Below are 25,426 nucleotides of genomic sequence, written 5' to 3'. Positions count from 1 at the left end.
CGTGGCGGTGCCGCAGCATCACCGGAACAACAGGGGAATCAGAGGTGATCAGCGTGCCGGCGCGCGGTCTGGCGCGTCGACGTTGATGCCGCCATCGACCACGAAGACATCCAGCGGACCATTGGCGCTGGACACGGCCACGCCGGCCAGACCGGCGCGCGCGGCACGTGGGCCGACGGCAGCCGGCGCTGCCGGGCCCGCACCGGCCGGTGCGGCAGCCACGCCGCTGGTCGGCGCTGCGGGCGCGTTGTCTGCAGTCGGCGCCGAGCTCATCGGCACGTAGTTCAGGCTGCCCAGCGTGGGCTCGCTGGCCTGGCTGCCCAGGGCCGGCAGCGCGTTGTCCGGGAAGTTCGGGACGGGTGCGGTGCGCGGCAGGAAGGCGTCTGCGTTGCTGGCCGGCGCGGTCACGCTCAGCGCGTCCAGGTTGCCGGGCGCCTGCACGAAGACGTAGTCGCCGTAGCGTGCGCTCAGGCCGCTGCCGACCACGGCGTAGGAGCCTGGCGCGCTGCTGGCGTCGGCCGTGCTGGTGAAGACCAGGGTTCCGGTGGTGGCGCTGGCCAGCGTGTCGTTGCCGACGAAGCCGGTGACGCTGCCGCCGAGCACCGGATTGGCGCTGCCCTGGGTGCGCGACGCCGGCTGGGCCGCCAACGTCAGCGTTGCCGGGGTGATGAGCAACTGGCCACCGACATAGTGGATGTCGTAGTTCGCCGAGCTCAGGCCCTGCGGCAGGATCACACTGCTGCCGGCATGCAGCGCACCCTGGGCGCTGCCGCCGTAGCTCAGCGTGCCGGCCAGCACGCTGGCCGACTCGCCGTTGACGAAGCCGCTGAACTGCACGCCCTGGCCGCCGTGGAAGGCCTGGCCGTCGTAGACCTTGGCCACATCCGCCGCCGTCACGGTCAACGAGGCCGGCGTGATCGTGCCGATCGAGCCGCTGGCGCTGGTGGGCAGCACGTAGTTCGACAGATCGGTGCCGCCGCTGGCCACGAAATCCGAGGCCTGCAGCGTGGTGCTCACCAGCTTGCCGGTGCCGGCCTGCGCATTGGCGTACTCGCCCGCGCTGCGTGTCACGGTGGCGCCATCGCTGCCCACGAAGCCGCTCAGCACGAAATTGCCCGGCACGAGGGTGGCGCGGGTCGTGCCGTCGTAGACCTTGCTGGTCTGGCCAGACAGCGCCGCGGTGATCGCCACCAGGGCGGCGCGGTCCACGGTCAGACTGCCGTTGGCAAAGACGATGGTGTAGTTGGCGGCGGTCAGTCCCTGGGGCGTGATGGTGTAGGTGCCGGCGTTGCTGGCGCCCTGGGCGCTGCCACCGTAGCTGAGCGTACCGCCCAGAACGCCGGCCGACTCGCCATTGACGAAGCCGCTGTAGCTGACGCCGTTGCCGCCGCTGTAGGCCTGGCCGTCGAAGGTCTTGCGGGCGTCATGGGCGGTGACCGTCAGCGTGGCCGGCGTGATGCTCAGCGCCTGGGTGTTGCCCGCGGACTGGACGAACACATAGTTGCCGTGGTTCGCCGTCAGGCCGCTGCCGCTGATGCCGTAACTGCCGACGCCACTGCCGGTGCTGGCGGTGGTGCTGAAGGCGGCCGTGCCGGTGGTGGCGCTGGCCAGGGTCTCGCCATTGACGAAGCCCGTGACGCTGCCACCCAGCGCCGGGTTGACCGCGCCGTAGGTGCGCGAGGCCGCGTTGGCGGTGTAGGTCAGCGTGGCCGGGTTCACGATGAGTGTGCCGCTGGCGAAGCTGATGTCGTAGTCCGACGAACTCAGGCCCGCGGGGGTGATCAGGTAGCTGCCGGCGTTGCGGGCGCCTTGCGCGCTGCCGCTGTAGCCGAGCGTGCCGCCCAGCACGCTGTCCGACTCGCCGTTGACGAAGCCCGAGTAGCTGACGCCGTTGCCGCCACTGTAGGCCAGGCCGTTGTAGGTCTTGCTGTCCCCGTTGGCGGTGATGGTCAGCGCGGCCGGTGTGACCGCCAGGGCGCTGCTGTTGCCGGCGGCCTGGGCGAAGGTGTAGTTGCCGTGGTTGGCACTCAGCCCCGAGCCGTTGACCGCGTAGCTGCCCACATGGCTGGCTCTGGTGGCCGCGGTGTTGAAGCTGGCGGTGCCGGTGGTGGCGCTGGCCAGGGTCTCGCCGTTGACGAAGCCGGTGACGGTGCCGCCCAGCGCGGGGTTGGCTGCACCATAGGTGCGTGTGGCGCTGCTGGCGGTGTAGGTCAGCGTGGCGGGCGTGATGCTCAGCGCGCTGGCATTGCCGGCGTCCTGCACGAAGACATAGTTGCCGTTGTTCGCCGCCAGGCCGGCGCCGGTGATGCCGTAGCTGCCGACATGGCTGCTGCCGGTGGCGGTGGTGCTGAAGGCGGCAGTGCCGGTGGTGGCGCTGGCCAGGGTCTCGCCATTGACGAAGCCGGTGACGCTGCCGCTCAGGCTGGGATTGGCGGCGCCATAGGTGCGCGAAGCGGCGCTGGCAGTGTAGGTCAGCGTGGCCGGATCGACGCTCAGCGTGCCATTGGCGAAGCTGATGTCGTAGTTCGACGAGGTCAGCCCGGCCGGCGTGATCGCGTAGCTGCCGGCGTTGGTCGCACCTTGCGCGCTGCCGCCATAGCTGAGCGTGCCGCCCAGCACGCTCGCGGTCTCGCCGTTGACGAAACCCGAGTAGCTGACGCCGTTGCTGCCGCTGTAGGCCAGGCCGTTGTAGGTCTTGCTGGCATTGGCCGCGGTGATGGTCAGCGGCGCAGGCGTGATGTCGGCGGTGGTGCTGATGTTGCCCGAGGCGTTCACGGTGTAGTTGGGGGCATCGGCCCCGGTCAGCGACACGCCGCTGACGTTCACGGTGATGCCCTGGCCCACGTTGGCGCTGGTGAAGCCGCCGGTGGCCGATACCGTCACCGCGTCACCGTTGACGATGTCGCTGCTGGTGACATGGGCCGCCGTGGTGCCGTCATACACCTTGTTGCCCGCCGAGAAACTGTTGATCGGCCGCGCGGTGATGGTGTAGGTGCCCTGGTTGAAATAGGCCACCGCGTAGGTGCCCGACTGGTACGTGGTGGGGTTGGTGCCCGAACTGGTCAGCGAGGTGTAGCTGCCGACGTTCTTGCTGGAGGTGGAGAAGCTCAGCGGGCCCAGGTCGGTGTAGGCAAAGCCGACCGGGCCGCCCAGTGCGCTCAGCCCCAGGCCGCTGGCATCGGTGGTGCCGTCATAGGTGCGGGTGGCGCTGCCGGTGAAGATGTAGATCGGGTACATCGCCATGCTCACCGCGTTGTAGCCGGCCGACGTGTAGCTCTGGTTGCCGCCCGGGATGACCATGGTTCCGCAGTTGGGGTAGCCGGGGTGGCACGGCGGGCTCTGCGTGAAGGTGGCCGCCTGGTTGGAGCCGTTCAGGCGGAACAGGAAGTGCGCCACGCTGGGCGCCCAGAACTGGATGCGCGCCTGGCTGCCATTGCTGGTCAGGCCCAGCGAGCCCAGCGCGTTGAGGTCGTTGGTCGCATCGACGAAGATGCCGCCGCCTGCGGTGCTGGTCTTGAAGGTGGTGGTGGTGCCCGACGAGGCTTCCAGGCCGAAGGCGAAGACCTTGGCGTCACCGGTGCTGCGCGCCCCGATGAAGAGGTTGCCGCCGCTGGTGTCCACCGTGGCCCCAGACAGCACGTACACGCCGCCGTTGACGCCGGTGTAGGCGCCGCCTGCGGTACCGGCCGAGCGGCCGTTGATGGTGATGTCGCCACCGCCCGAGCTGATCGACACGTTGCTGCCGATCTTCACCGCCGCCGTGCTGGCGCTGCTGTTGAGCGCATAGCCGATGCCGTAGGCCTGGCTGCTGGTCACGCTGCCGCCGGCACCGCCGATCAGGATGCGGCCGCCGTTGCTGCTGAGGTTGGCGTTGATGGACACACCGCCCAGCGTGCTGGCCGCATTGTTGGCCGAGCTGAGCGTGATGCCCAGCGCGCCGGCGCTGGCGCTGATGGCGCTGTTGACGATGATGTTGCGGTCGGCGCGCAGCGTCAGCGTGGCGTTGCCGCCGGCGCTCTTGGTGATCGCACTGCTGACCGTGATGTCGCCACTGCCGCTGGCCGTGGCGCCGTAGCTGCTGTTGTTGGTCTGGGTGGTGACGGTGACACTGGTGCCGCTGTTCAGCGCCGAGGCGATGTTGCCGGCGGCCGTGGCGTTGATCGTGTAGTCGTACGGGTCGATCAGCCACTGACCGCCCGCGCCATCGCGCGCCCCGGCCGTGACCTGCAGCCCCGCCTGGGTGTTGACCTGGGCCGCCGAGGTCTCGACGAAGCCCCCTTGGCCGCCGGTCGGCGCGCTGGCGTCCAGCCGGCCCCCCGCGTTCAGCGTGCCGTGGCCCATGTCGCCCAGCAGCACGATCTCGCCGCGCTCGCCGGTGGACAGCGTCTGCGCCTGGATCACGCCCTGCTGGTTGATCACCGAGCTGCTCAGTGCGTCGGCCGCCCGGGCGGTCAGCAGCACCGTACCGCCATCGGCGCGGATCGCCCCGCCGTTGGCCACCAGGCCGTCCAGCGCACCGCGGTCGATCTGCAGGCGCACCGGGCCGCCCACGTCCAGGGTCATGTCCTGGCCCGAGCCCAGCACCACATGGCCGCGGTCCGCGCGGATCTGGCCTTCGTTGACCACCCGCGCGGCCAGCAGCGCCACCGTGCCGCCCGGCGCCTGGATCTGGCCCTGGTTCTGCACCGTGGCCGTGCTGCTGCCGCTCAGGCGGTAGCGTCCGGCCAGGAAATCGGCATCGCCCAGGTTCAGCGTCGAGGCCACCAGCCCACCGGTGTCGACCCGCGCCGTGGGGCTGAACAGCACGCCATTGGGGTTGAGCAGGAACACCTGGCCGTTGGCCTGCAGCGCGCCCTGGATGGTCGACACCTCGGCGCCCAGCACCCGGTTCAGTGCCACCGAGGAGGCGCCCGGCTGGATGAAGCGCACCGTGCTGCCTGGCGCGATGCTGAAGCTGTCCCAGGAGGTGACCAGCCGCTGGCTGGACTGCTGCACTGTCAGCAGATGCCCGCTCTGGCTGAGCGTCGCGCTGCCGGAGGTCACCCGACCGCCCGTGGGCAGATCGGCCGCCCACACGGCGCCCGCACCCAGCAGCGACGCCGAGGCCAGCAGGCTGCGCAGCACCCGCCCCGCCCGCCCGGACCGCGATTTCCCCCGCCCGGCCGTGCATTCCGCCACGGCCACCCAGGCCTGCAGACGGTCGGACCAGATCAGACGGAAACTGTGGTTCAGCGAGGAAGGGGTCATGGCAAGGCTCAGGGGGATCACACCCACGGCGCCGCCTGTGCGCCGCAGGACCTGAGGGATGTATCGGCGCGTGTGGCCTGCTGTTGAGCGGGAAATGCCCAGCGGCCTCGCGCCATGAGGGCCGCCCGGTGTGCGGCACCTCATGCGCATACGTGCCATGGCGGCCCGAAGGAGAGCAATCACTCACATCTGAGTGTGGATCTGTCGCCGCGGGGCCCGTTCGTCGGCCCCGACTGCAGCTGGTCAGCGGCCTGTGCGGGTGGTCGCCGTGCGCTTGATGGCGCCGGGCTGGCTACCGACGATGTCAGCCTTCCCAATCCGCCCAGGGGTTCCCGATGCCCGCTCTTCGCCCGTCTCTGTGCAGCCTCGTCCTCACCGGCATGGTGATGACCGCCCAGGCCGCTCGCGCCGCCGACGACAGTCCGGTCGAGTCAGCACTTCATCGCACGATCGCCGCGCTCGACAGCGCCGCCTTCGATGCCTTCAACCGCTGCCACGAACCGGGCCAGCTGGCACGCTACGCCAGCTTCTTCGATCCGGCGGTGGAGTTCTACCACGACCTCGGCGGCGTCACCTGGACCCGCGACGCGATGATCGCGCAGACCGCGGCCAACGTCTGCGGCAAGTTCCAGCGCGAGCTGGTGCCGGGCACGCTGAAGGTCTGGCCGATCAAGGACTACGGTGCACTGGCGCGTGGCGAGCACGCGTTCTGCCACTACAAGCCCGGCGGCGGCACGCACCCGTGCGAGGGCCGTGCCGAGTTCACCATCCTGTGGCGTCTGCAGGACCAGCGCTGGACGATCACCCGCGCCTTCAGCTACGCGCACTGAGTGCGGCGCGAGCGGCGCGATGGCCGGGTGCGCCGCGGCGTCACCGCCGGCCCTTGGCGGCCTTCTCGTACTTCTTCCAGTACCCGAAGGCCTCTTCGTGCACCTCCAGGTCCACCTCGGCCACCCGCGCCTGCAGACGCTCCTGCACGTCGCTGACGGCCTGGTTGTAGACGGCGGGGGCGATCTCCTCGAGGAAGAAGCCAAGCAGGCCGCTGGCGGCGATGTTGCCGATCGGCTCGTCCATGTGTTCGCGGAAGTAGCGCTCGATCGAGGCGATGGCCTGAGCGCGGACGTCCTTGGGCAGGTCGATGGGCATGAGCACCTCAGTCGTGGCGGCGGGCGCGCAGCGTGCTGCGCACCAGCCAGATGCCGCCCACCGTGGCGCTGACGAAACCCAGCAGGCCGAAGGCGGGCAGGCCGAAGAGCTGTGGCCCGCCGCCCACTGTCATCACGATCGACGAGCCGATGATCAGTGCAGCGATCACCAGCGACACCGCCAGCCGGCTGGCGGCGCGGTCGAGCTGGTCGCCCACATGCTGCAGGTGGACCACGTCGATCGCCACGTTGAGCTGGCCGCGGCGGGCGCTGCGCAGCAGGTGCGAGATGTCGTGCGGCAGCTGCTCGGCCATCTGCAGCACCCGCTGCAGCGAGCTCCAGCCGCGCAGCGCCAGCGCGCGCGGCTGGTAGCGCGCGCGCACCACCTGGCGCAGCAGCGGCAGCGCCTCGGTGGCCATGTGGAAGGCGGGGTCGAGTGCGCGGCCCATGCCCTCCAGCGAGATGAAGGCCTTGATCAGCAGGGCCAGGTCCGAGGGCAGGGCCAGGTGGTGTTCACGCAGGATGGCGGTGGTGTCGGCCAGCATCTGGCCCAGGTTCAGCTGGGCCAGCGGGGTGCCGTGGTACTGGTCGACGAAGCCCTCGATCTCGGCCTCGAGCTGGCCCAGGTGGGCGCCGGCCAGGCCGCCGCCCTGGGCCTCGGCCCAGTCCAGCAGCACGTCGGCCACCTGGCGCGGCTGGCGCTGCACCAGGCCCAGCAGCAACTGCAGCAGTTCCTCGCGCCGGCGCTGGCTCAGGCGGCCCACCATGCCGAAGTCGATGAAGGCGATGCGGTTGCCCGGCAGGTAGAAGACGTTTCCGGGGTGCGGGTCGGCGTGGAAGAAGCCGTCCTCGACGATCATCTTCATCACCGCCTGGGCACCGCGGCGCGCCAGCAGCTGGCGGTCGAAGCCTTCGGCGTCCAGCCGGTCCAGCGCCTGCCCAGGCACGCCGCCCACGTAGTGCTGGACGTTGATGCGCTCCTTGGTGAAGTCCCACACCACCGGCGGGATGGCCACGAAGTCCAGCGGCTTGAGGTTGCCCGCAATGCGCTCGGCGTTGCGGCACTCGGCGGCCAGGTCCAGCTCGCGCCGCAGCGAGCGGCCGAATTCGTGCACCAGGCCGCGCGGGCGGTAGGGCGCCAGCGCGGGCAGGCGGTTCTCGGCGATCGCGGCCAGGCGCTCCAGCAGCCGCAGGTCGGCATCGATCACGTCGCCGATGCCGGGGCGGCGCACCTTGACCACCACCTCGGTGCCATCGTGCAGGCGGGCACGGTGCACCTGGGCGATCGAGGCCGCAGCCAGCGGCTCGGGGTCGAAGTGGGCGAAGACGTCTTCGGGCTCGCCGCCCAGGTCCTCGCGCAGCTGGCTGCGCAGGGCTTCCAGCGGCAGCGCGGGGACCCGGCTGTGCAGGTGCTCCAGCTCGGCGATGTACTCGGGCCCCAGCAAATCGGCCCGGCCGGCCAGGATCTGGCCCAGCTTGACAAAGGTGGGGCCCAGCTCCTCCAGCGCCATGCGCAGCTGCACCGGGCGCGGCAGCCGGGCCAGCTCGGCGGTGCGCTCCAGGCGCATGTGGTGGCCGGCTTTCTCCAGGGCCTCGGTCCAGCCCATGCGCTGGACCAGATCGCCCAGGCCGTGGCGGGTGAGCACCCCCACGATGTCCACCAGGCGACCCAGGTCGCGGGCGGAGACCAGTGCGTCGATCAGCATGGGCCCAGTCTAAGGCAACGCTGAACAAGTCCCACGCGGCGTGCGCACCGAAGCGGCTACCATCGCGGCGCCGCTGCGCCGCGTGCCCCTGCCGCTCCATGCTTCAACGTCTGCTCTTCCGCTCGCTGCTGCGCCTGGCGCTGGCCCTGGCCGGGCTGGGCACGCTGCTGCCGTGTGCCGCCGAGCCGGTGCGCGAGATCGACCACGCCTGGGCCCGGCTGCAGCCCGATGGCGCGGCGGTGGTGGAGGGTGAGCGCGACCTGGGCCGGCGCTGGGACCTGGACTTTCCGGGCCTGGGCGGGCGGGCGCTCTACCGCGTGGTGCTGCCGCCGCGCACCCGCGACGACATGGCCCTGCTGTTCTCGCGCCTGGGCAACCAGGCGGAGATCCGTCTCAATGGGGTGACGCTGCGTCGCCTGGGCGTGCTGGACGATCCGACCTACGACGCGTCGAAGGCGCCGCAGCTGCTGCAGCTGCCGGCCGCGCTGCTGAAGGCCGACGGGCCCAACGAGTTGATGATCGAGGTGAGCATCCAGCGCCAGCGCTGGGGCGGCTTGTCGGTGATGCACTACGGCCCCGAGGCCGAGGTGTGGCCAATGTTCGACCGGCTGCAGGACTGGCGGCAGACTTCGTCTACCGTGTTCGCTGCCAGCCTGGCGATCATGGGCGGCCTGGCCACGCTGCTGTGGTGGCGCCAGCGCGACGCGCTGTACGGCGTGTTCGCGCTGTCGGCCTGGCTGGGCATGGTGCGCAACATCGACCAGATCCAGCCCGAGCCCTGGCTGCCCTGGCCCTTGTGGGGCGCGCTGGTGGCCGCCAGCTACGCGGCGCACCTGGCGCTGATCTGCCAGTTCACGCTGATGGCGCTGGGCCGGCTGACCCGGGCGATGACCTGGGGCGTGTGGGGCGTGCTGGGCAGCGCGGCGCTGCTGGCGGCGGCCTCGTTCGCCTGGGCCGAACCGCTGCTGTGGACGCTGGGTCTGGCGGCGCTGGTGCCGCTGGGCCTGGTGACGGTGATCATCGTCGCGCAGGAGGCCTGGACCAGCCGCCGCACGATCGCGCTGGTTCTGGCCGCGGCCGGCGTGCTGGCGGTGGTGGCGGGCGTGCACGACCTGCTGTGGGTGCGCAGCGTGCACTCCACCGGCCTGCGCCTGACCTGGATGACCCACGTGGTGTTCTGCTTCGCGCTGATCATGGCCGGCCTGGTGGCCGACCGCTTCAGCCGCAGCGTGGCCGCGCTGCGCGCGTCCAGCGACGAGCTGGCCGCGCGCGTGCGCCAGCGCGAGGCCGAACTGCGCAGCGCCTTCGACGCGCTGGAGGTGCAGCAGCGCCAGCGCGCCGTGGCCGAGGAGCGCCAGCGCATCATGCGCGAGCTGCACGACGGCGTGGGCGCCCACCTGGTGGGCCTGATGCACCTGGTGCAGCGACCGCAGGTCGACCATGCCGAGGTAGAGCAGCTGGCCCGCACCGCGCTGGACGACATGCGCGTGGCGGTGGATTCGCTGCAGGGCGCCGAGGGCGACCTCACCACCGTGCTGGCGATGCTGCGCCACCGCCTGGAGCCGCGCCTGAAGGCCGCCGGCCTGAGCCTGGCCTGGGAGATGGGCGACCTGCCCGAGACCGACGGCCTGTCGCCGCAGTCGGTGCTGCACGTGCAGCGCATCGTGCTGGAGGCGGTGACCAACGTCATCCGCCATGCGCAGGCGCACAGCGTGACCATCCGTGCCGAGACCGACCTGCTGGGCGCGGTGGTGCTCAGCGTGGTGGACGACGGCATCGGCCCGGGTCGCGCCGAGGGCGGCCTGGGCGTGCGCAACATGCGCAGCCGCGCCCAGGCTCTGGGCGCGCAGCTCGACATCGAGCCGGCCTCGCCCGCCGGCACCCGGGTGCGGCTGCGCTGGCCGCGGCCGGCGACCTCAGCTGCGCCGCACGCGCCGTAGCTCGTCCAGCACCAGCAGCACGGCGCCCAGCGTGATCGCGCTGTCGGCCAGGTTGAAGGCCGGGAAGTAGCCCTGCGTGAACATCGGCGCCAGCCAGTCCCAGTGGAACTGCAGGAAGTCGATCACGTGGCCGTGCCACAGGCGGTCGATCACATTGCCCACCGCCCCGCCCAGGATCAGGCTGATCGCCAGGCAGAACAGCGTCTGGCCGGCATGCTGGCGCAGCAGGAAGATGATCACCACCGCCGCCACCGTGCCCAGGCCGGTGAAGAACCAGCGCTGCCAGCCTGACGCGTCCGACAGGAAGCTGAAGGCGGCGCCGGGGTTGTGGGCGCGCACCACGTCGAAGAAGGAGGTGACGGTGTGCACCTCGCCCAGCACGAAGTTGCCGACGATCAGCACCTTGGTGAACTGATCGAGCAGCAAGACCACGCCGGCCAGGCCCAGCCAGCCCAGCAGGCCGGCGCCACCCCCCGAAGAGCGCCGCGCCATCAGGCCACCGAGCGGGCTTCGCCCGCGCCGTGCAGGTTGCTGACGCAGCGGCCGCAGAGGGTGGGGTGCGCGGCGTCGGCGCCCACATCCTCGCGGTAGTGCCAGCAGCGCTCGCACTTGGCGGCGGTGGCCGGCGTGACGCGGATCGCCAGTTCGGCGCCATCGACGACCGTGACGGCCGAGGTGATGGTGACGAACTTCAGGTCCTCGCCCAGCGAGCGCAGCAGCGCTGCGTCGTCGGCGCCGGCGGTGATCGTCAGCGTGGCCTGCAGCGAAGCACCCACCTGGCCGGCGGTGCGCAGCGCCTCGATCTCCTTGTTGGCGGTGTCGCGGATCGCGCGGATGCGCGCCCACTTGGCCAGCAGCGCCTCATCGGGCGTGGTGAACTTCCAGAAGGTCTCGAAGAAGATCGAGCCCTGGTTGGCCGCGCCGGCCAGCACCGGCCAGGCCTCCTCGGCGGTGAAGCTCAGGAACGGCGCCATCCAGCGCAGCATCGCCTGGGTGATCTGCCACAGCGCCGTCTGTGCGCTGCGCCGCGCCAGGCTCTTGGGCGCGGTGGTGTACAGGCGGTCCTTCAGCACGTCCAGGTAGAAGGCGCCCAGGTCCTCGGAGCAGAAGACCTGCAGCTTGGCCACCACCGGGTGGAACTCGTAGACGTCGAAGTGGCGCAGGATATCGGCCTGCAGCTCGGCCGCGCGGTCCAGTGCCCAGCGGTCGATCTCCAGCAGCTGGGCCGCCGGCACGGCGTCCACCGCGGGGTCGAAGTCCGAGGTGTTGGCCAGCAGGAAGCGCAGCGTGTTGCGGATGCGGCGGTAGCCGTCCACCACGCGGGCCAGGATCTTGTCGTCGATGTTGAGGTCGCCCGAGTAATCGGTGCTGGCCACCCACAGGCGCAGGATCTCGGCGCCGAGCTTGTCGGTCACCTGCTGCGGCACCACGGTGTTGCCCAGGCTCTTGCTCATCTTGCGGCCCTGGCCGTCGGTGGCAAAGCCGTGCGTGAGCAGGCCCTTGTAGGGCGCGCGGTCATAGATGGCGCAGCCCAGCAGCAGCGAGCTGTGGAACCAGCCGCGGTGCTGGTCATGGCCCTCCAGGTAGAGGTCGGCCTCGGGGCCCTGGGCGTGGAAGGCGCCGTTGGGGTAGGCCTGGGCGTGGCTGCCTCGCAGCACGTGCCAGAAGGTGCTGCCCGAATCGAACCACACCTCCAGGATGTCGGTGCTCTTGACGTAGTGCCGGGCGTCCTCGGCCCCCAGCACCTGCTCGGCGGTGGTGCGGCTCCAGGCCTCGATGCCGCCGCGCTCGACGATGTCGGCGGCCTGGTCCAGGATCTCCATCGTGCGCGGGTGCAGCTCGCCGGTGGCCTGGTGCAGGAAGAAGGGCAGCGGCACGCCCCAGCTGCGCTGGCGCGAGATGCACCAGTCGGGCCGGTTGGCGATCATGTCGCGCAGGCGGGCCTGGCCGTTCTCGGGGTAGAAGGCCGTGTGGTCGATCGCGTCCAGCGCCAGTTGGCGCAGCGTGCGCGGCGCCTTGTCTTTGGTGAACACGCCCTCGCCCTCGTCCATGCGGACGAACCACTGCGCCGCGGCGCGGTAGATCACCGGCGTCTTGTGGCGCCAGCAGTGCGGGTAGCTGTGGGTGATGCGCTGGGTGGCGAACAGGCGATCGCTCTGCGCCAGCACCTCCAGGATGCGCGGCACGGCCTTCCAGATGTGCTCGCCGCCGAAGAAGGGCAGCTCATCCACATAGACACCGTGGCCCTGCACCGGGTTCAGGATGTCGTCGTAGGCCAGGCCGTGGGCCACGCAGCTGTTGAAGTCGTCCACGCCATAGGCGGGCGCCGAGTGGACGATGCCGGTGCCGTCGCTGGCGGTGACATAGTCGGCCAGGTACAGCGGGCTCAGGCGGCGGTAGCTGTATTTGCCGCCCTGTTCGGCGCTGACGGTGTCGTGCAGCGGGTGGCGGAACACCAGGCCCTGGAGCGCCTGGCCCTGCGCAGTGGCGATGACCGTGCCCGCCAGGCCGTAGCGCTGCAGGCAGGCCTCGACCAGCGACTCGGCCAGCAGCAGCACGCCACGCGGCGTGTCGACCAGCGCGTAGCTCAGCTCGGGGTGGGCGTTGAGCGCCTGGTTGGCCGGGATGGTCCAGGCGGTGGTGGTCCAGATCAGCACGAAGGCCTTCTTGCCACCGTCGCCCGGCAGCGCGGCCAGGCCGAAGGCGCGCGCCAGCGCCGCCGGGTCGTCGGCCTCGAAGGCCACGTCCAGCGTGTCGCTCTGCTTGTCCGCGTATTCGATCTCGAACTCGGCCAGCGAGCTGCCGCAGTCGAAGCACCAGTAGACCGGCTTGAGGCCGCGGTAGACGAAGCCGCGCTCGATCACGCGCTTGAAGGCGCGGATCTGGCCGGCCTCGTTGGCCGGGTCCATCGTGCGGTAGGGCCGCTCCCAGTCGCCCAGCACGCCCAGGCGCTTGAAGTCGGCGCGCTGCTGCTCGATCTGCTCGGTGGCGTAGGCGCGGCTCTTGGCCTGCATGTCGTCACGCGTGAGCTTGCGGCCGTGCAGCTTCTCGATCGCGTTCTCGATGGGCAGGCCGTGGCAGTCCCAGCCGGGGATGTACTGGGCATCGAAGCCGGCCAGCTGGCGCGACTTGACGATCATGTCCTTGAGCACCTTGTTCAGCGCGTGGCCGATGTGCAGCTGGCCGTTGGCGTACGGCGGGCCATCGTGCAGCACGAACAGCGGGGCACCTTGGCGGGCCTCGCGCAGGCGCTTGTACAAGCCGTTCTGGTTCCAGTCGGCCACCCAACCCGGTTCGCGCTTGGGCAGGTCGCCGCGCATCGGGAACGGGGTGTCGGGCATGTTCAGCGTGGCGCGGTAGGCGCCGCCGTCGGCGTCACGCTTGGGGGAGGTCTTGTCGTTCATGGCGGGGGGCGGCACGCGGCGGGCGCGCGCTGGGCGGAAACGGGGGAGGGCACCGGCGGCCGCCGGCGGGGCAGGGCGCGGCCGCGGGCCACGCGCAGGGCATCAGCCGCGGCGAATTCGGTCGCGCGTGGTCTGGCGGCGCGTGCAGGCGTGCACGCACGGCAGGTGGCGGGAGGCGAGCTTCGGGCCCATGGTGGGCCGATTCTACCGCCCGGGGCCGCCGGCGCGGGCGAACCAGTCGCGGGCGTCGGCCACGTCCTTGGCGATGCCGGCCCGCAGCGCTTCGAGCGAGGGGTAGCGCAGCTCATCGTGCAGCTTGTGCAGCAGGTCGACCTGCAGGATGCGGGCATAGCCGCCATCGATGGCCACGCCGGCCGGCCACTCCAGGCAGTGCACTTCCAGCAGCACCCGGCCGGCGTCCTCCACCGTGGGCCGCACGCCCAGGCTGGCCACGCCGGGCAGCGGCTTGTCGGCCAGGCCATGCACCTGCACGACGAAGATGCCCTGGGCCGCCGGCAGCCGCGAGGGGAAGCGCAGGTTCAGCGTGCGAAAGCCCAGGTCGCGGCCCAGCTTGCGGCCATGCACCACATGGCCGGTGATGGCATAGGGTCGGCCCAGCAGCCGGGCGGCGCGGGTCATGTCGCCGGCGGCCAGGGCCTCGCGCACGGCCGAACTGGACACGCGCAGGCCATGCACCTCGTAGCTCATCATCCGCGCCACATCGAAACCCAGGCGGCTGCCCTCGGCATCCAGCAGCGCGTAGTCACCGGCGCGCCTGGCACCGAAGCGGAAATCGTCGCCCACCAGCACGTAGCGGGTGTTCAGGCGGCGCACCAGCACGTCCTCGATGAAGGCCAGGGGCGGCATGCTGGCCAGCGCCTCATCAAAGCGCAGCAGCACCACCTCGTCGACCCCGCAGCGCTCCAGCTCCTGCAGCTTGTCGCGCAGCGTGGCGATGCGCCGCGGCGCCAGCTCGGGCTGCCCGGCGCGGGCGGCGAACCAGTCGCGCGGATGGGGCTCGAAGCTCATCACCACGCTGCGCAGGCCGCGGTGGCGCGCCTCGTTGTTGAGCAGGGCCAGCATGGCCTGGTGGCCGCGGTGCACGCCGTCGAAGTTGCCGATGGTCAGCGCGCAGCCGGCGCCGGCGGGGTCAGGGATGTGGCCGCGGTGGACTCGCATGCCGAGGATTATCCCCGGCGCAGGTGGCGCGCCACGACCAGCGCCAGACGCTCGCGGGTGAAGGGCTTGGAGAGGTAGTCGTCCATGCCGGCGGCCAGGCAGACCTCGCGGTCACCGGCCACCGCGTTGGCGGTGAGGGCCACCACGGGCACCCGCAGCAGGCGGTTGGCCTGCTCGATCTGGCGCCAGCGCCGGGTGGCTTCCCAGCCGTCGAGCTGTGGCATCTGGCAGTCCATCAGCACCAGGTGGGGCCGCTGCTGCTGCAGCGCCTGCAGGGCCTGGACGCCGTCGCGGGCTTCGCGCACCGTCAGGCCCAGGCTCTCCAGCATGCCGCGAGCGACCAGGGCGTTGACCTCGTTGTCCTCGACCAGCAGCACCTCGCCGCGCAGCAGGCTGGGCGCCTGCGGGTCGGTGACATCGACCGGCGTCTCGCTGTCCACCGGCGGTGCGTCCAGCGTGAAATGGAACTGCGCGCCCTGGCCGGGGCGGCTGCTGGCGATCAGGTTGCCGCCCATCGCGCGCGCCAGCTGCCGCGAGATGGTCAGGCCCAGGCCGGTGCCCGCGGCGCGGCCATCCTCGCCGCGCTCGAAAGGGTCGAAGATGCGCTCCAGCAGCGCCGGCGCGATGCCGCGGCCGCTGTCGCTGACGGTGAACTGCAGCTGATCGCCGCGCTGGCTCAGCGTGACGCGCACCTCGCCCTGGTCGGTGAACTTGAGCGCATTGCCGACCAGGTTGTGCAGCACCTGACGCACCCGGGGCGCGTCGAGCATCAGGCGCGCCGACACGCCGGGTTCGATGCTGCACAGCAGGCTCAGGCCACGCGCCGCGGCGATCGGCTGCAGCAGGCCGGTGACCTCGTGCACCAGCAGCGCCGGCTCGGCCGGTTCCGGGTGCAGCTCGAAGCGGCCGAACTCGATGCGTGAGACGTCCAGCAGGTCCTCGATCAGCGTCAGCAGGTGGCCGGCCGACTGCTGCACCACCTGCAGCCGCTCGCGGCGCGAGGGCTGGGGCTCGGCGTCCATCAGCAGCTCGGTCATGCCCATGATGCCGTTGAGGGGTGTGCGCAGCTCGTGGCTGACGGTGGCCAGGAAGCGGCTCTTGGCGCGGCTGGCCTCTTCCACGCGGCGCAGCGCGGTCTCGCGTTCGTCGGCGATGGCGGCGTTCTCGAAGCGCAGGCGCAGCAGTTCGGTCTTGTGCACATAGGCCCGGCGCGACTCGCCCAGCAGCACCGCGAAATAGATGAAGATGCCGCCGGTCATCAGCCAGGTCACATCACCGCGGTCCTGCCACAGCTCATGGGCGACGATGGGCAGCAGCACGCCGCTGAGGTAGAGCACCACATGGCTGGCGTGGCTGGTCAGCGTGAAGACGCCGATGGCCGCCACGCCGACCAGACCGGCCAGCAGCGAGCCGTCGAGCATCAGGTTGTTCGAGGGCACGAACAGCGGCCAGGCCAGGCCCCAGGTCAGGCCGTCGACCACCACCCCAGCCAGGTGGCGGTGGTGCCACAGCCGGGGCTGGGCGCGGCGATCGGGCGAGCGCATGTACAGCCAGGCGTCCAGCGCGCGCAGGCCGATGATCAGGATCTTGGCCAGCAGCCAGCCGCCGGCCAGCCAGGTGCCGGCGCCCGGATGGAAGGCCCAGGCCAGCAGCGCGGCGAACAGCACGCCGCCGGCCAGGGCCTGGGGCGTGTTGGCGTACAGGGTCTCGATGCGGTCGGCTTCGATCAGGCGGTCGATCTCGGCCGTGTCCACCGTGGTGGAGGCCACGCTCTGCGAGGGCTGGAAGCGGGGCGGTTGCAGCATTCAGCGCTCCGGCGCCAGCACGGTGGCGGCGTCGGTCCAGGTCCAGCCGCCGGGCGGCAGCTCGGGTGGCAGCACCAGGCCACCGAAGCGGCTGCGGTGCAGACCTTCCACCCGGTTGCCCACCGCGGCCACCATGCGCTTGACCTGGTGGTACTTGCCTTCGGTCAGCGTCAGCTGCAGCGCGTGGCTGCCGCTGGCCTCGCAGGCGGCGGCGCGCACCGGCGCCGGGTCGTCGTCCAGCACCACACCGGCCAGCAGGCGCGCCACCATCCCCTCGTCCACCGGGTGCTTGCAGGCCACCTCGTAGACCTTGGGCACATGGTGCTTGGGGGAGGTCAGCCGATGGATCAGCGCGCCGTCATCGGTGAGCAGCAGCAGGCCGGTGGTGTCCTCGTCGAGCCGGCCGATCGGCTGAACGCCGCGCTGGCGCAGCGGCGCCGGCAGCAATGTCATCACGCTGGGGTGGTGGCGCGGCTTCTGCGAACACTCGTAGCCGGTCGGCTTGTGCAGCAGGACCAGCGCCTTGGCGTGGAAGGGCCAGGGGCGGCCCTCGACCTCCAGCACCAGGCCCTCGGTGGGCAGGTCCTCGGCGGGGTCGTCCAGCACCCGGCCCTGGTGGCGCACCAGCCCGGCCCAGACCAGGCCTTCACAGGTGCGCCGGGTGCCGAAACCCTGGCTGAACAGGATCTGGGCGAGTTTCATCCGGGCCTCGCACAGGCGGGCCGGAGGGCAGGGAGGGGCGCGTGCCGATCGGGCATGCGCCGATGCTAATGCGAATCGGCGCCCCTGCCCGGTAACGATCAGGCAAAGACGCCTGCGCTGTCCTGCATTCTTGACGAGACCTCGCCCAGGTGGTGGAGGGTGTCGCCGAACTGCATCTCCAGCATGGCCAGGCGCTTGAAGTAGTGGCTGCCCACGTACTCATCGGTGACGCCGATGCCGCCGTGCAGCTGCACGCACTGCTGGCCGATGAAGCGCGCCGACTGGCCGATCTGCACCTTGGCCTGGCTGATCGCGCGGCGCCGTGCCGCGGCAGGCTCGCCCAGCTTGAGGCTGGCGAAGTAGCTCATCGAGCGCGCCAGCTCCAGCTGCATCTTCACGTCGGCGATGCGGTGGCGCAGCGCCTGGAAGCTGGCCAGCGTCACACCGAACTGCTTGCGCGTGTTCATGTACTCCACCGTCAGCGCGGTCAGGCGCTCCATCAGGCCCACGCCTTCGGCGCAGACCGCGGCGATGCCGATGTCCACCGCCCGGCTCAGCACGCCGAAGCCGTCGTCGGTGATCAGCGCGGCGGGCGTGGTGGCCAGCGTCAGCTCGGCGGCGCGGGCGCCGTCCTGCGTGGGGTAGCCGCGCACCGCCAGGCCGGCGGCGCCGCGCTCGACCAGGAACAGGCCGATGCCGGCTTCGTCGGATGCACCGCCGGCGATGCGGGCCGGCACGATGAAGGCGTCGGCCTCGTCACCGGCCGGCACCACGCTCTTGGCGCCGCTGAGCACCCAGGCCTCGCCCTGGCGGCTGGCGCGCGTGTCCACGCGCTGCAGCTGGTAGCGCGCGGCGCGCTCCTGGTGCGCCAGCACCACCAATGCCGAGCCGTCGGCGATGCGCGGCAGCCAGTCGGCTTGCAGCGCCTCCGGGGCGGCGGTCAGCAGGGCCGGGGCCACCAGCGCGCCGTGCACCAGCGGGGCGTTGACCAGGCCGCGGCCCAGCTCTTCCATCACCACCATCGCCTCGACCGGGCCGAAACCCATGCCGCCCATCGCTTCCGGCACGGCCAGACCGGTCAGGCCCAGCTCGGCCAGTTCGGCGTAGACCGAGCGCGTCGCGCCACCCGCCTTGGCCAGCGCGTGGCGGCGATCGAACGAGAAGCCCTTGTCCACCCAGCGGGCCACGGCCTCGCGCAGGGCGTTCTGGTCGTCGGTGAAATCGAAATCCATGGCGATACTCCCTTCAGGCGCCGAGCACGGTGGCCGACACGATGTTGCGTTGCACCTCGTTGGAGCCGCCGTAGATCGTGGTCTTGCGGGTGTTGAAGTAGACGCTGGCCAGCGGCGCGCAGTGGGCGGCGCCGACATGGTCGCCCTGCCAGCCGGCCTCCATCGCCTCGTGGATGAAGGGCAGGCTGTAGGGGCCGGCGGCCAGCATCATCAGCTCGGTGTAGCGCTGCTGGATCTCGCTGCCGCGGATCTTCAGCAGGCCGGCGATGTCCAGGCTCTGCTTGCCGCTCTTTTCGGCGGACAGCACCCGCAGCACCAGCATCTCCAGCGCCACGATGTCCACCTCCAGCAGCGCGATCTGGTCGCGAAAGCGGGCGTCCTCATAGACGCCTTCGGCCTTGGCGATGCGCTTGAGCCGCTCCAGCTCGCGCTTGGCGCGGTTGACGTCAGCGATGTTGGTGCGCTCATGCGCCAGCAGGTGCTTGGCGTAGGTCCAGCCCTTGTTCTCCTCGCCGATCAGGTTCTCGGCGGGCACCTTCACGTTGTCGAAGAAGACCTCGTTGACCTCGTGCTCGCCGTCGAGCGTGATGATCGGTCGCACCGACACGCCCGGGCTCTTCATGTCGACCAGCAGGAAGCTGATGCCGGTCTGCGGCTTGCCCTCGTTCGAGGTGCGCACCAGGCAGAAGATCCAGTCGCCATGCTGGCCCAGCGTGGTCCAGGTCTTCTGGCCGTTGACCAGGTAGTGGTCCCCCTGGCGTTCCGCTCGCGTCTTCACCGACGCCAGGTCCGAGCCCGAGCCCGGCTCGGAGTAGCCCTGGCTCCACCAGACGTCGCCACTGGCGATGCCGGGCAGGAATCGCTGCTGCTGCTCGGGCGAGCCGAAGGCCATGATCACCGGCGCCACCATCACCGGCCCGAAGGGCACGATGCGCGGCGCGCCGGCCAGCGCGCATTCCTCTTCGAACAGGTGCTTCTGCACCGCGTTCCAGCCGGGACCGCCGAACTGCCTGGGCCAGCCGTAGCCCAGCCAGCCCTGGGCGCCCAGGATGCGGGCCCAGCGCTGCATGTCGTCCTTGGACAGGCGCAGCGCATTGAGCACCTTGTGGCGGATGTCGTCGGGCAGGTGGGTGGCCACCCAGTCGCGCACCATCTGCCGAAAGCCCAGTTCCTCGGGCGTGAAATTGAGGTCCATTGCGGTCTCCAGTTCAGCCCCGATTTTTAGCACGATCGTTCGATTTGGTCTTGTCCCGACCGTGACAGGTCAAGGGGCGGGTTTGCCCGCAGGTCGGCTCAAGTCGCCGGTCGGACCGCCGACAAGCACTGAGAGGCTGGGAGCCCTTCGGGCACGATCGACAAACGCTCAGCCTCCGAGGCGCCGAGCCGCGCGCCGCACCGTCCCTGGAGCTGATCCATGCCGACAAGCGGCAAGTACTTCGCCAATCCTGCTGCCTTGCCGTCGATGCCCGAAGTGGCGCACCGCCTGTTGAAGTCCTTCGAGCGCGAGGACCTGGGCATGCAGCAGTTGGCCGACCTGATCGCCCAGGACCAGGGCCTGTCGGTGAAACTGCTGCGCCTGGCCAATTCAGCCCGCTACAGCCCGCGCCATGCGATCGCCACGATCAAGGACGCGGCGATGGTGATCGGCCTGGGCGGCCTGCGCGACATGGCGCTGGCCGCCTGTGTGGCGGGCGCCTTCCCAAAGGTCGACGGATTCGATCGCCTGAAGTTCTGGCGCCAGTGCCTGGCCACGGCCGGCCACGCCCGCATGCTGGCGCCGTCCAGCGATGTCGACCCCGATACCGCCTACCTGGCGGGCCTGGTGATGCGCACCGGTGAGCTGCTGATGCTGATGTCCGACCCCGAGGCCGTGGCACTGGCCGAGGCGCGCGCCCTGGCGCCCGACAGCCTGCTCGACCATGAGCGCGCGCTGCTGCACTGCACCCACCTGGAGGTGACGGCCGAGCTGGCACGCCGCTGGCGCTTTCCGGACAACCTGGTCCATGGGCTGCGTGCCGCCGAGGACCCGCTGTCGGTGAAGCCGTTCTCGCGCCTGGGCGCCGTGCTGCGCCTGGCCAGCGTGATGGCCGAGGCCGGCGAGAGCGGCCTGCCGCCGCTGACCACGCTGGTCGAGACCCAGGGCCGGCTGGTCGAGCACCTGCACCTGGACCTGGAATGGCTGGGCCATCGCATGGCCCCGCACGACACGCTGACCCAGGGCGTGGAGCAGCTGCTCCACTGACGGCACGGGCGCTGGTTCAGCGCCTCAGAGCGCGGCGTCGATCAGCGCGAGCTGCTCGCGCGCGTACTGCTGGTCGCCGGCGTCGCCCAGGTGTCCGGCGCGCTCGGCCATCGCGGCGCGCGCCTGCAAGGCGGCCGTCCGGTCCTGCGCGGCCAGCGCCGCAAACGCCATCGCCTGCCAGGCGAAGCAGAACTCGAAATCGTCGCCGCCATGCACCTGGCAGGCGGCCAGCGTGGCCTGCGCGTGGCGCAGCGCCTCGCGTCCCAGGCCGGCCGAGGCATGGCACATCGCCAGCAGCCAGTCGGCGCGCTCCACCTCGAGCCAGCCGCCCACCTCGGCCCAGGCGGCGCGCGAGCGGGTGGCCGCCTCCAGCATCAGCGCCACCGCCGCCGGGTCGGGCGGGGCCTGCAGCGTGTCCCGGATGTCCGAGGCCAGGTTGTTGGCCAGCGCGGCGATCGCGCGGCGCACCGGCGGGTCGGTGTCGGCCTCGGCGGCGCGGGCGGTGGCCAGGTCCAGCAGGCGGCGGGCGCCCTCGATGTCGCCCTGACGGGCGCGGCCCAGCGCCGGGTTGGCGTGGGCGCGCACGCGCTCGGCCGGCGGCAACAGGGCCAGGTCGGGGTCCTCGCCCGCCAGCAGCGCCAGCGCCGCCTCGCCCCGCGCCAGGGCCACCGCCAGCGACGGCGCCCGGGCCTGCTGCGGCGCGACCAGCGCCATCATCCGGCGCACCCAGTCGGCGTCGGCCAGGTGGCCGATGCCGATGTGCTCGATCGCCCGCAGCGCCGACTCCAGCGAGCCGCTGTCGGCCTGGTCCAGCGCCGCCGGCACGCCATCGGCGATCAGGGCCGCGGCGGCGGCGGCGTCCTGGGCGTGGATCGCGAAGGCGCGGTCGGTCAGCTGGCTCAGGGCGTCCATGGCTCAGTCGCGGAAATTCTGGAACTTGAGCGGTTGATCGGCAAAGTCCTTCTTCAGCAGCGCGATCGCCTGCTGCAGGTCGTCGCGGTTCTTGCCGGTGACGCGGACCTCGTCGCCCTGCACGCTGGCGGCCACCTTGAGCTTGCTGTTCTTGATCGCGCCGGTCAGCTTCTTGGCCAGTTCGGCCTCGATGCCGGCCTTGATCTTGTAGGTCTGGCGCACCTTGTCACCGCCGATCTTCTCGATCTTGCCGCTCATGTCCAGGTAGTTGATCGTCACGCCCTGCTTGGTGAGCTTGCCCACCAGCACCTGACTGACCTGCTCGATCTGGAAATCGGAGTCGCCCAGCAGCTCGATCTGCTTGTCCTTCTCCTTGAGCTCCAGTGCGGCGGCGGTGCCCTTGAAATCGAAGCGGGTGCCGATTTCCTTCTGGGCGTTGGCCACCGAATTCTTGATGGCCACCATGTCGGGTTCGAGGACGGCGTCGAAGCTGGGCATGATTGTTCTGAACGGTCAGGAAAAACGCGGAAAATTCTGCCATGCAATTCGAGACTGCCGTATCCCTCAAGCCCTACAACAGCTTTGGCCTGCCGGCCCAGGCGGGGCGGCTGGTGCGCATCCGCAGCGATGCCGATGTGCGCGCGGTGGTCGACCACCCCGACATGGGCCGCGCGCCACGCTTCATCCTGGGTGGCGGCACCAATGTCATCCTCACCCGCGACATGCCCGAGCTGGTGCTGAAGGTCGAGGTGCCGGGCCTGCGCCTGCTGCGCGAGACGGCCGACGACTGGATCATCGAGGCCGGCGCCGGCGTGCCCTGGCACACCCTGGTGGCCTGGACGCTGGACCAGGGCTGGCCGGGCCTGGAGAACATGGCGCTGATCCCCGGCACCGTGGGCGCCGCGCCGGTGCAAAACATTGGCGCCTACGGGCTGGAGCTGAAGGACCGTTTTGAATCGCTGGACGCGGTGGACCTGGTCACCGGCCGCACCGTCACGCTGCGCCAGGAGATCTGTGCCTTCGGCTACCGCGACAGCGTGTTCAAGCGCGCGCTGGCCGGCAAGAGCCTGATCACCCGCGTGCGCCTGCGCCTGCCCAAGGCCTGGCAGCCGATGCTGGGCTACCTGGACCTGAGCCGCAAGGCCGAGGAAACCGGCATCGCGGCGCCCGACGCCCGCACCATCTTCCAGTGGGTCTGCGACATCCGCCGCGCCAAGTTGCCCGACCCGGCGCAGATCGGCAATGTGGGCAGCTTCTTCAAGAACCCGGTGGTCAGCGCTGAGCAGTGCCGCGACATCATCGCCCGCGACCCGCACATCGTGCACTACCCGATGGATGACGGCAGCTTCAAGCTGGCCGCGGGCTGGATGATCGATGCCTGCGGCTGGAAGGGCAAATCCATCGGCCACGCCGGCGTCTACGAGAAGCAGGCGCTGGTGCTGGTCAACCGCGGCGGCGCGGTGGGCGCCGAGGTGCAGACGCTGGCCCGGGCGATCCAGGAGAGCGTCTACGGCCGCTTCGGCATTCGGCTGGAACCCGAGCCGGTGATCGTCTGATTCAGCCGGCCGCGGGCGCCGGCGCCGGCGCGGCCGCCAGCAGCCCCAGCCGCTGCGCCAGCGCGCGGCTGTCGCGGCGCAGCGCCTGCAGGCGCTGGCGGTGCTCGGCGGCGCGGGCGGCGTCCAGTTGCGCGGCCTCCACCTCGATCAGCTCGGCCGCCTCGGCCAGCGCGCGCAGGCCCAGCAGGTGGGCGGCGCCCTTGTACTGGTGGGCCTGGTAGGCCAGGGCCTGCGGGTCCAGCGTCTGCAGCGCGGCGTCCATCAGGGCCTGGCTGCCCATGTCGTCGGCCAGGAAGTCGCGCAGCAGCGGCGCGTAGCTGTCCACGCCCAGCAGCTGGGTCAGCTCGCGCATCGACGCCAGTCCCAGCGATTCGTCGGTGGTGCGGCTGCTGTCGGCCGACGGCGGGCGCGGCGCCGGCGGGTCGGTCAGCGGGGCCGGGCCGGTGGTGTCCAGCGGGCTGCCGCCGTGCCGGGCCAGCAGCTGCGCCAGCTGCTCCCAGCGGAAGGGCTTGGGCAGGAAGTCGTCCATGCCGGCCTCCAGCGCCCGCTCACGCGCCGGGCCCAGCGCATCGGCGCTCAGCGCGATGATGCGCACCCGGGCCAGAGGGCCGCTCTTCAGGCGGATCAGGCGCGTGGCCTCCAGGCCGTCGATGCCGGGCATCTGCAGATCCATCAGGATCAGGTCGGGCGGCTTGCGCTCGGCCTCGCGCACCACCGATTCGCCGTCCACCGCAAAGCGTGCCTGGTGGCCCAGCCGGGTCAGCAGCGCCGAGACGTAGATGCGGTTGATCGCATGGTCCTCGGCCACCAGCACGTCCAGCGGGCGGTCGGTGATCGGGTGGCTGGGCAGGCCGGCCGGCGTGGGTTCAGGGGGCGGCGCCGAGGTGGGCGGCAGTGGCAGCTGCACCTCGAAGCGGCTGCCCTGGCCGGGGCGGCTGACCACGGTGATATCGCCGCCCATCAGGCGCGCCAGCGTGCGCGAGATCTCCAGCCCCAGGCCGGTGCCGCCGTAGCGCCGGGCGATGCTGGCGTCGGCCTGCGTGAAGCGCTGGAACAGGCGCGACAGCGTGGCCGCGTCCATGCCGATGCCGGTGTCCTCCACCGAGATCAGCAGGCCGGCGCCGGGGCCGGGGGCGGTGCGCACCTCCAGGTCGATGCGGCCACGGGCGGTGAACTTGATCGCGTTGGACAGCAGGTTGAACAGGATCTGCTTGACCCGCCGCGCATCGGCCAGCCGCCACTCGGGCAGGCCGGGCGCGTTGCGCACCGTCAGCGTCAGGCCCTTGGCGCGCGCCGGCGGGCCCATCACGGTGCGCACCTCGTCCATCAGGCGCGGCATGTGGACGGGTTCGGGGTGGATGTCGAGCTTGCCGGCCTCGAGCTGCGACAGGTCGAGGATGTCGTCCAGGATGGCCAGCAGGTGCTGGGCCGAGTCGCGCGCCGTGCGCACGAAGCCGGTCTGCTCGGCATCCAGCCGGGTGTCATCGAGCAGCGAGAGCATGCCCAGCAGGCCGTTGAACGGCGTGCGCAGCTCGTGGCTCATCGTGGCCAGGAAGGCGCTCTTGGCCTGGTTGGCGCGGTCGGCGGCTTCGCGCGCGGCCTGCAGGCCTTCGGCCAGCGCAGCCAGTTCGCGCTCGCGCCGCGCCGCGGTGCGCCACAGGTGCACGACGATCAGGCCGAAGACCAGGGTCATCAGGCTCAGGAAGCCGGTCAGCCCGATGCCCAGGTGCAGCCGGTCGCGGATGGTCTGGCCGCGCTCGACGTTGTGCTGCGCCACGCGCAGCGTCGCGGCCTCGGCCAGCTCGTGCAGCGCGGATGACAGCGGGGTCAGCTCGCCCAGCAGCTCGCGCAGTTCCTCCACCGCCAGCGGTTCGCGGTTGAGCCATTCCTCGCCATGCTGGACCACGCGCAGCAGCGTGGCCCAGGTGTGCATCGGGCCGGGGTCGTCAGGCGAGATGCCGGGCGGCGGAATGGCCGGGTCGGCGTCGGACTGCAGCGACCGCACCCGGGCGGCGAAGGTGGCCTGCAGGCGCCGCAGCGTGCGGGCGTGTTCGGCACTGGGCTGGTCGATCATCGCGCGCAGGGATTCGCGCAGCTGCAGGTAGTCGGTTTCCAGTTGCAGGTAGACCCACGAGGCCTGCTCGTCGGCCTGGCGGACCTGCGAGCCCACCTGGTCGAACTGGCGCCACTGCACCCAGGCGACCGCGGCGAAGGTGGCCACCAGCACGGCGCCCAGCAGCGCCACCCAGCGGCCGCGTCCCAGCGGGCCGCCACCGGCGCCAGGCAGCAGGCGACCGTGGCTCATGGAGCGGGCGCCCGACAGCTGGGCGGAACGGCAGGAACGCGGGGCATGGCA

17 protein-coding genes are annotated in these 25,426 nt (G+C 71.1%); 4 read left to right on the top strand and 13 right to left on the bottom strand.

Going from position 1 to position 25,426, the window contains the following annotated elements; genetic code table 11:
* Positions 1-48 precede the first annotated feature (48 nt).
* On the bottom strand, positions 49-5,247 hold the full coding sequence (locus KAK03_RS14750) for an MBG domain-containing protein (protein WP_210854709.1): 5,199 nt from the start codon (positions 5,245-5,247) through the stop codon (positions 49-51).
* A 335-nt stretch (positions 5,248-5,582) separates the two neighbouring features.
* On the opposite strand from KAK03_RS14750, the gene KAK03_RS14745 reads away from it, so the two are divergent.
* Positions 5,583-6,077: a nuclear transport factor 2 family protein gene (locus KAK03_RS14745; RefSeq protein ID WP_247661176.1), complete on the top strand. Its 495-nt coding sequence runs from the start codon at positions 5,583-5,585 to the stop codon at positions 6,075-6,077.
* 40 nt (positions 6,078-6,117) lie between these two features.
* Here the strand turns inward: KAK03_RS14745 and KAK03_RS14740 are convergent, their stop codons facing one another.
* Entirely contained in the window at positions 6,118-6,393 is a 276-nt protein-coding gene (locus KAK03_RS14740) for a DUF2164 domain-containing protein (RefSeq protein WP_210854708.1), read from the bottom strand.
* 7 nt (positions 6,394-6,400) lie between these two features.
* Positions 6,401-8,098: an ABC1 kinase family protein gene (locus KAK03_RS14735; RefSeq protein ID WP_210854707.1), complete on the bottom strand. Its 1,698-nt coding sequence runs from the start codon at positions 8,096-8,098 to the stop codon at positions 6,401-6,403.
* Between the two features lie 98 nt (positions 8,099-8,196).
* On the opposite strand from KAK03_RS14735, the gene KAK03_RS14730 reads away from it, so the two are divergent.
* Positions 8,197-10,038, top strand: coding sequence for a sensor histidine kinase (locus KAK03_RS14730; protein ID WP_210854706.1), 1,842 nt, complete (start codon positions 8,197-8,199; stop codon positions 10,036-10,038).
* On the opposite strand, the gene lspA is transcribed toward KAK03_RS14730, so the two are convergent.
* The 7 genes from lspA to KAK03_RS14695 form a co-directional block, all read right to left on the bottom strand.
* Positions 10,015-10,530: a signal peptidase II gene (lspA, locus tag KAK03_RS14725; protein WP_210854705.1), complete on the bottom strand. Its 516-nt coding sequence runs from the start codon at positions 10,528-10,530 to the stop codon at positions 10,015-10,017. The genes KAK03_RS14730 and lspA overlap by 24 nt on opposite strands.
* A complete protein-coding gene (gene ileS / locus KAK03_RS14720; RefSeq protein WP_210854704.1) occupies positions 10,530-13,442 on the bottom strand; it encodes an isoleucine--tRNA ligase in 2,913 nt (970 codons plus the stop codon). The genes lspA and ileS overlap by 1 nt, the downstream gene beginning before the upstream one ends.
* A gap of 204 nt (positions 13,443-13,646) precedes the next feature.
* Positions 13,647-14,621: a bifunctional riboflavin kinase/FAD synthetase gene (locus tag KAK03_RS14715; RefSeq protein ID WP_210854703.1), complete on the bottom strand. Its 975-nt coding sequence runs from the start codon at positions 14,619-14,621 to the stop codon at positions 13,647-13,649.
* Between the two features lie 8 nt (positions 14,622-14,629).
* On the bottom strand, positions 14,630-16,426 hold the full coding sequence (locus KAK03_RS14710) for an ATP-binding protein (RefSeq protein ID WP_210854702.1): 1,797 nt from the start codon (positions 16,424-16,426) through the stop codon (positions 14,630-14,632).
* On the bottom strand, positions 16,427-17,128 hold the full coding sequence (locus KAK03_RS14705; protein WP_210854701.1) for a pseudouridine synthase: 702 nt from the start codon (positions 17,126-17,128) through the stop codon (positions 16,427-16,429).
* Positions 17,129-17,226: 98 nt separating this feature from the next.
* On the bottom strand, positions 17,227-18,360 hold the full coding sequence (locus KAK03_RS14700; protein WP_210854700.1) for an acyl-CoA dehydrogenase family protein: 1,134 nt from the start codon (positions 18,358-18,360) through the stop codon (positions 17,227-17,229).
* Positions 18,361-18,373: 13 nt separating this feature from the next.
* Positions 18,374-19,555 (bottom strand): acyl-CoA dehydrogenase family protein, encoded by a 1,182-nt coding sequence (locus KAK03_RS14695; protein ID WP_210854699.1) that lies wholly within the window; start codon positions 19,553-19,555, stop codon positions 18,374-18,376.
* Positions 19,556-19,774: 219 nt separating this feature from the next.
* Here KAK03_RS14695 and KAK03_RS14690 point away from each other — a divergent pair, with 219 nt between their 5' ends.
* Positions 19,775-20,602, top strand: coding sequence for an HDOD domain-containing protein (locus tag KAK03_RS14690; protein ID WP_210854698.1), 828 nt, complete (start codon positions 19,775-19,777; stop codon positions 20,600-20,602).
* Between the two features lie 24 nt (positions 20,603-20,626).
* On the opposite strand, the gene KAK03_RS14685 is transcribed toward KAK03_RS14690, so the two are convergent.
* Together KAK03_RS14685 and KAK03_RS14680 are read right to left on the bottom strand one after the other, a co-directional pair.
* Entirely contained in the window at positions 20,627-21,514 is an 888-nt protein-coding gene (locus KAK03_RS14685) for a hypothetical protein (protein ID WP_210854697.1), read from the bottom strand.
* Positions 21,515-21,517: 3 nt separating this feature from the next.
* Positions 21,518-22,012, bottom strand: coding sequence for a YajQ family cyclic di-GMP-binding protein (locus KAK03_RS14680; protein ID WP_210854696.1), 495 nt, complete (start codon positions 22,010-22,012; stop codon positions 21,518-21,520).
* 41 nt (positions 22,013-22,053) lie between these two features.
* Here KAK03_RS14680 and murB point away from each other — a divergent pair, with 41 nt between their 5' ends.
* Positions 22,054-23,070, top strand: coding sequence for a UDP-N-acetylmuramate dehydrogenase (gene murB / locus KAK03_RS14675; RefSeq protein WP_210854695.1), 1,017 nt, complete (start codon positions 22,054-22,056; stop codon positions 23,068-23,070).
* A 1-nt stretch (position 23,071) separates the two neighbouring features.
* Here the strand turns inward: murB and KAK03_RS14670 are convergent, their stop codons facing one another.
* Positions 23,072-25,375 (bottom strand): ATP-binding protein, encoded by a 2,304-nt coding sequence (locus KAK03_RS14670; protein WP_210854694.1) that lies wholly within the window; start codon positions 25,373-25,375, stop codon positions 23,072-23,074.
* Positions 25,376-25,426: the final 51 nt, after the last annotated feature.

The sequence above is a fragment of the Ideonella alba genome (genome assembly GCF_018069845.1).
Lineage (GTDB): Bacteria > Pseudomonadota > Gammaproteobacteria > Burkholderiales > Burkholderiaceae_C > Ideonella > Ideonella alba.
Note: the sequence above shows the minus strand (reverse complement) of the source record. Positions and strands in the feature narration are given on the sequence as shown.

Coding starts and splice junctions, on each gene's coding strand:
- KAK03_RS14750 (WP_210854709.1), bottom strand. CDS start 5,247: ATGACCCCTTCCTCGCTGAACCACAGTTTCCGTCTGATCTGGTCCGAC.
- KAK03_RS14745 (WP_247661176.1), top strand. CDS start 5,583: ATGCCCGCTCTTCGCCCGTCTCTGTGCAGCCTCGTCCTCACCGGCATG.
- KAK03_RS14740 (WP_210854708.1), bottom strand. CDS start 6,393: ATGCCCATCGACCTGCCCAAGGACGTCCGCGCTCAGGCCATCGCCTCG.
- KAK03_RS14735 (WP_210854707.1), bottom strand. CDS start 8,098: ATGCTGATCGACGCACTGGTCTCCGCCCGCGACCTGGGTCGCCTGGTG.
- KAK03_RS14730 (WP_210854706.1), top strand. CDS start 8,197: ATGCTTCAACGTCTGCTCTTCCGCTCGCTGCTGCGCCTGGCGCTGGCC.
- lspA (WP_210854705.1), bottom strand. CDS start 10,530: ATGGCGCGGCGCTCTTCGGGGGGTGGCGCCGGCCTGCTGGGCTGGCTG.
- ileS (WP_210854704.1), bottom strand. CDS start 13,442: ATGAACGACAAGACCTCCCCCAAGCGTGACGCCGACGGCGGCGCCTAC.
- KAK03_RS14715 (WP_210854703.1), bottom strand. CDS start 14,621: ATGCGAGTCCACCGCGGCCACATCCCTGACCCCGCCGGCGCCGGCTGC.
- KAK03_RS14710 (WP_210854702.1), bottom strand. CDS start 16,426: ATGCTGCAACCGCCCCGCTTCCAGCCCTCGCAGAGCGTGGCCTCCACC.
- KAK03_RS14705 (WP_210854701.1), bottom strand. CDS start 17,128: ATGAAACTCGCCCAGATCCTGTTCAGCCAGGGTTTCGGCACCCGGCGC.
- KAK03_RS14700 (WP_210854700.1), bottom strand. CDS start 18,360: ATGGATTTCGATTTCACCGACGACCAGAACGCCCTGCGCGAGGCCGTG.
- KAK03_RS14695 (WP_210854699.1), bottom strand. CDS start 19,555: ATGGACCTCAATTTCACGCCCGAGGAACTGGGCTTTCGGCAGATGGTG.
- KAK03_RS14690 (WP_210854698.1), top strand. CDS start 19,775: ATGCCGACAAGCGGCAAGTACTTCGCCAATCCTGCTGCCTTGCCGTCG.
- KAK03_RS14685 (WP_210854697.1), bottom strand. CDS start 21,514: ATGGACGCCCTGAGCCAGCTGACCGACCGCGCCTTCGCGATCCACGCC.
- KAK03_RS14680 (WP_210854696.1), bottom strand. CDS start 22,012: ATGCCCAGCTTCGACGCCGTCCTCGAACCCGACATGGTGGCCATCAAG.
- murB (WP_210854695.1), top strand. CDS start 22,054: ATGCAATTCGAGACTGCCGTATCCCTCAAGCCCTACAACAGCTTTGGC.
- KAK03_RS14670 (WP_210854694.1), bottom strand. CDS start 25,375: ATGAGCCACGGTCGCCTGCTGCCTGGCGCCGGTGGCGGCCCGCTGGGA.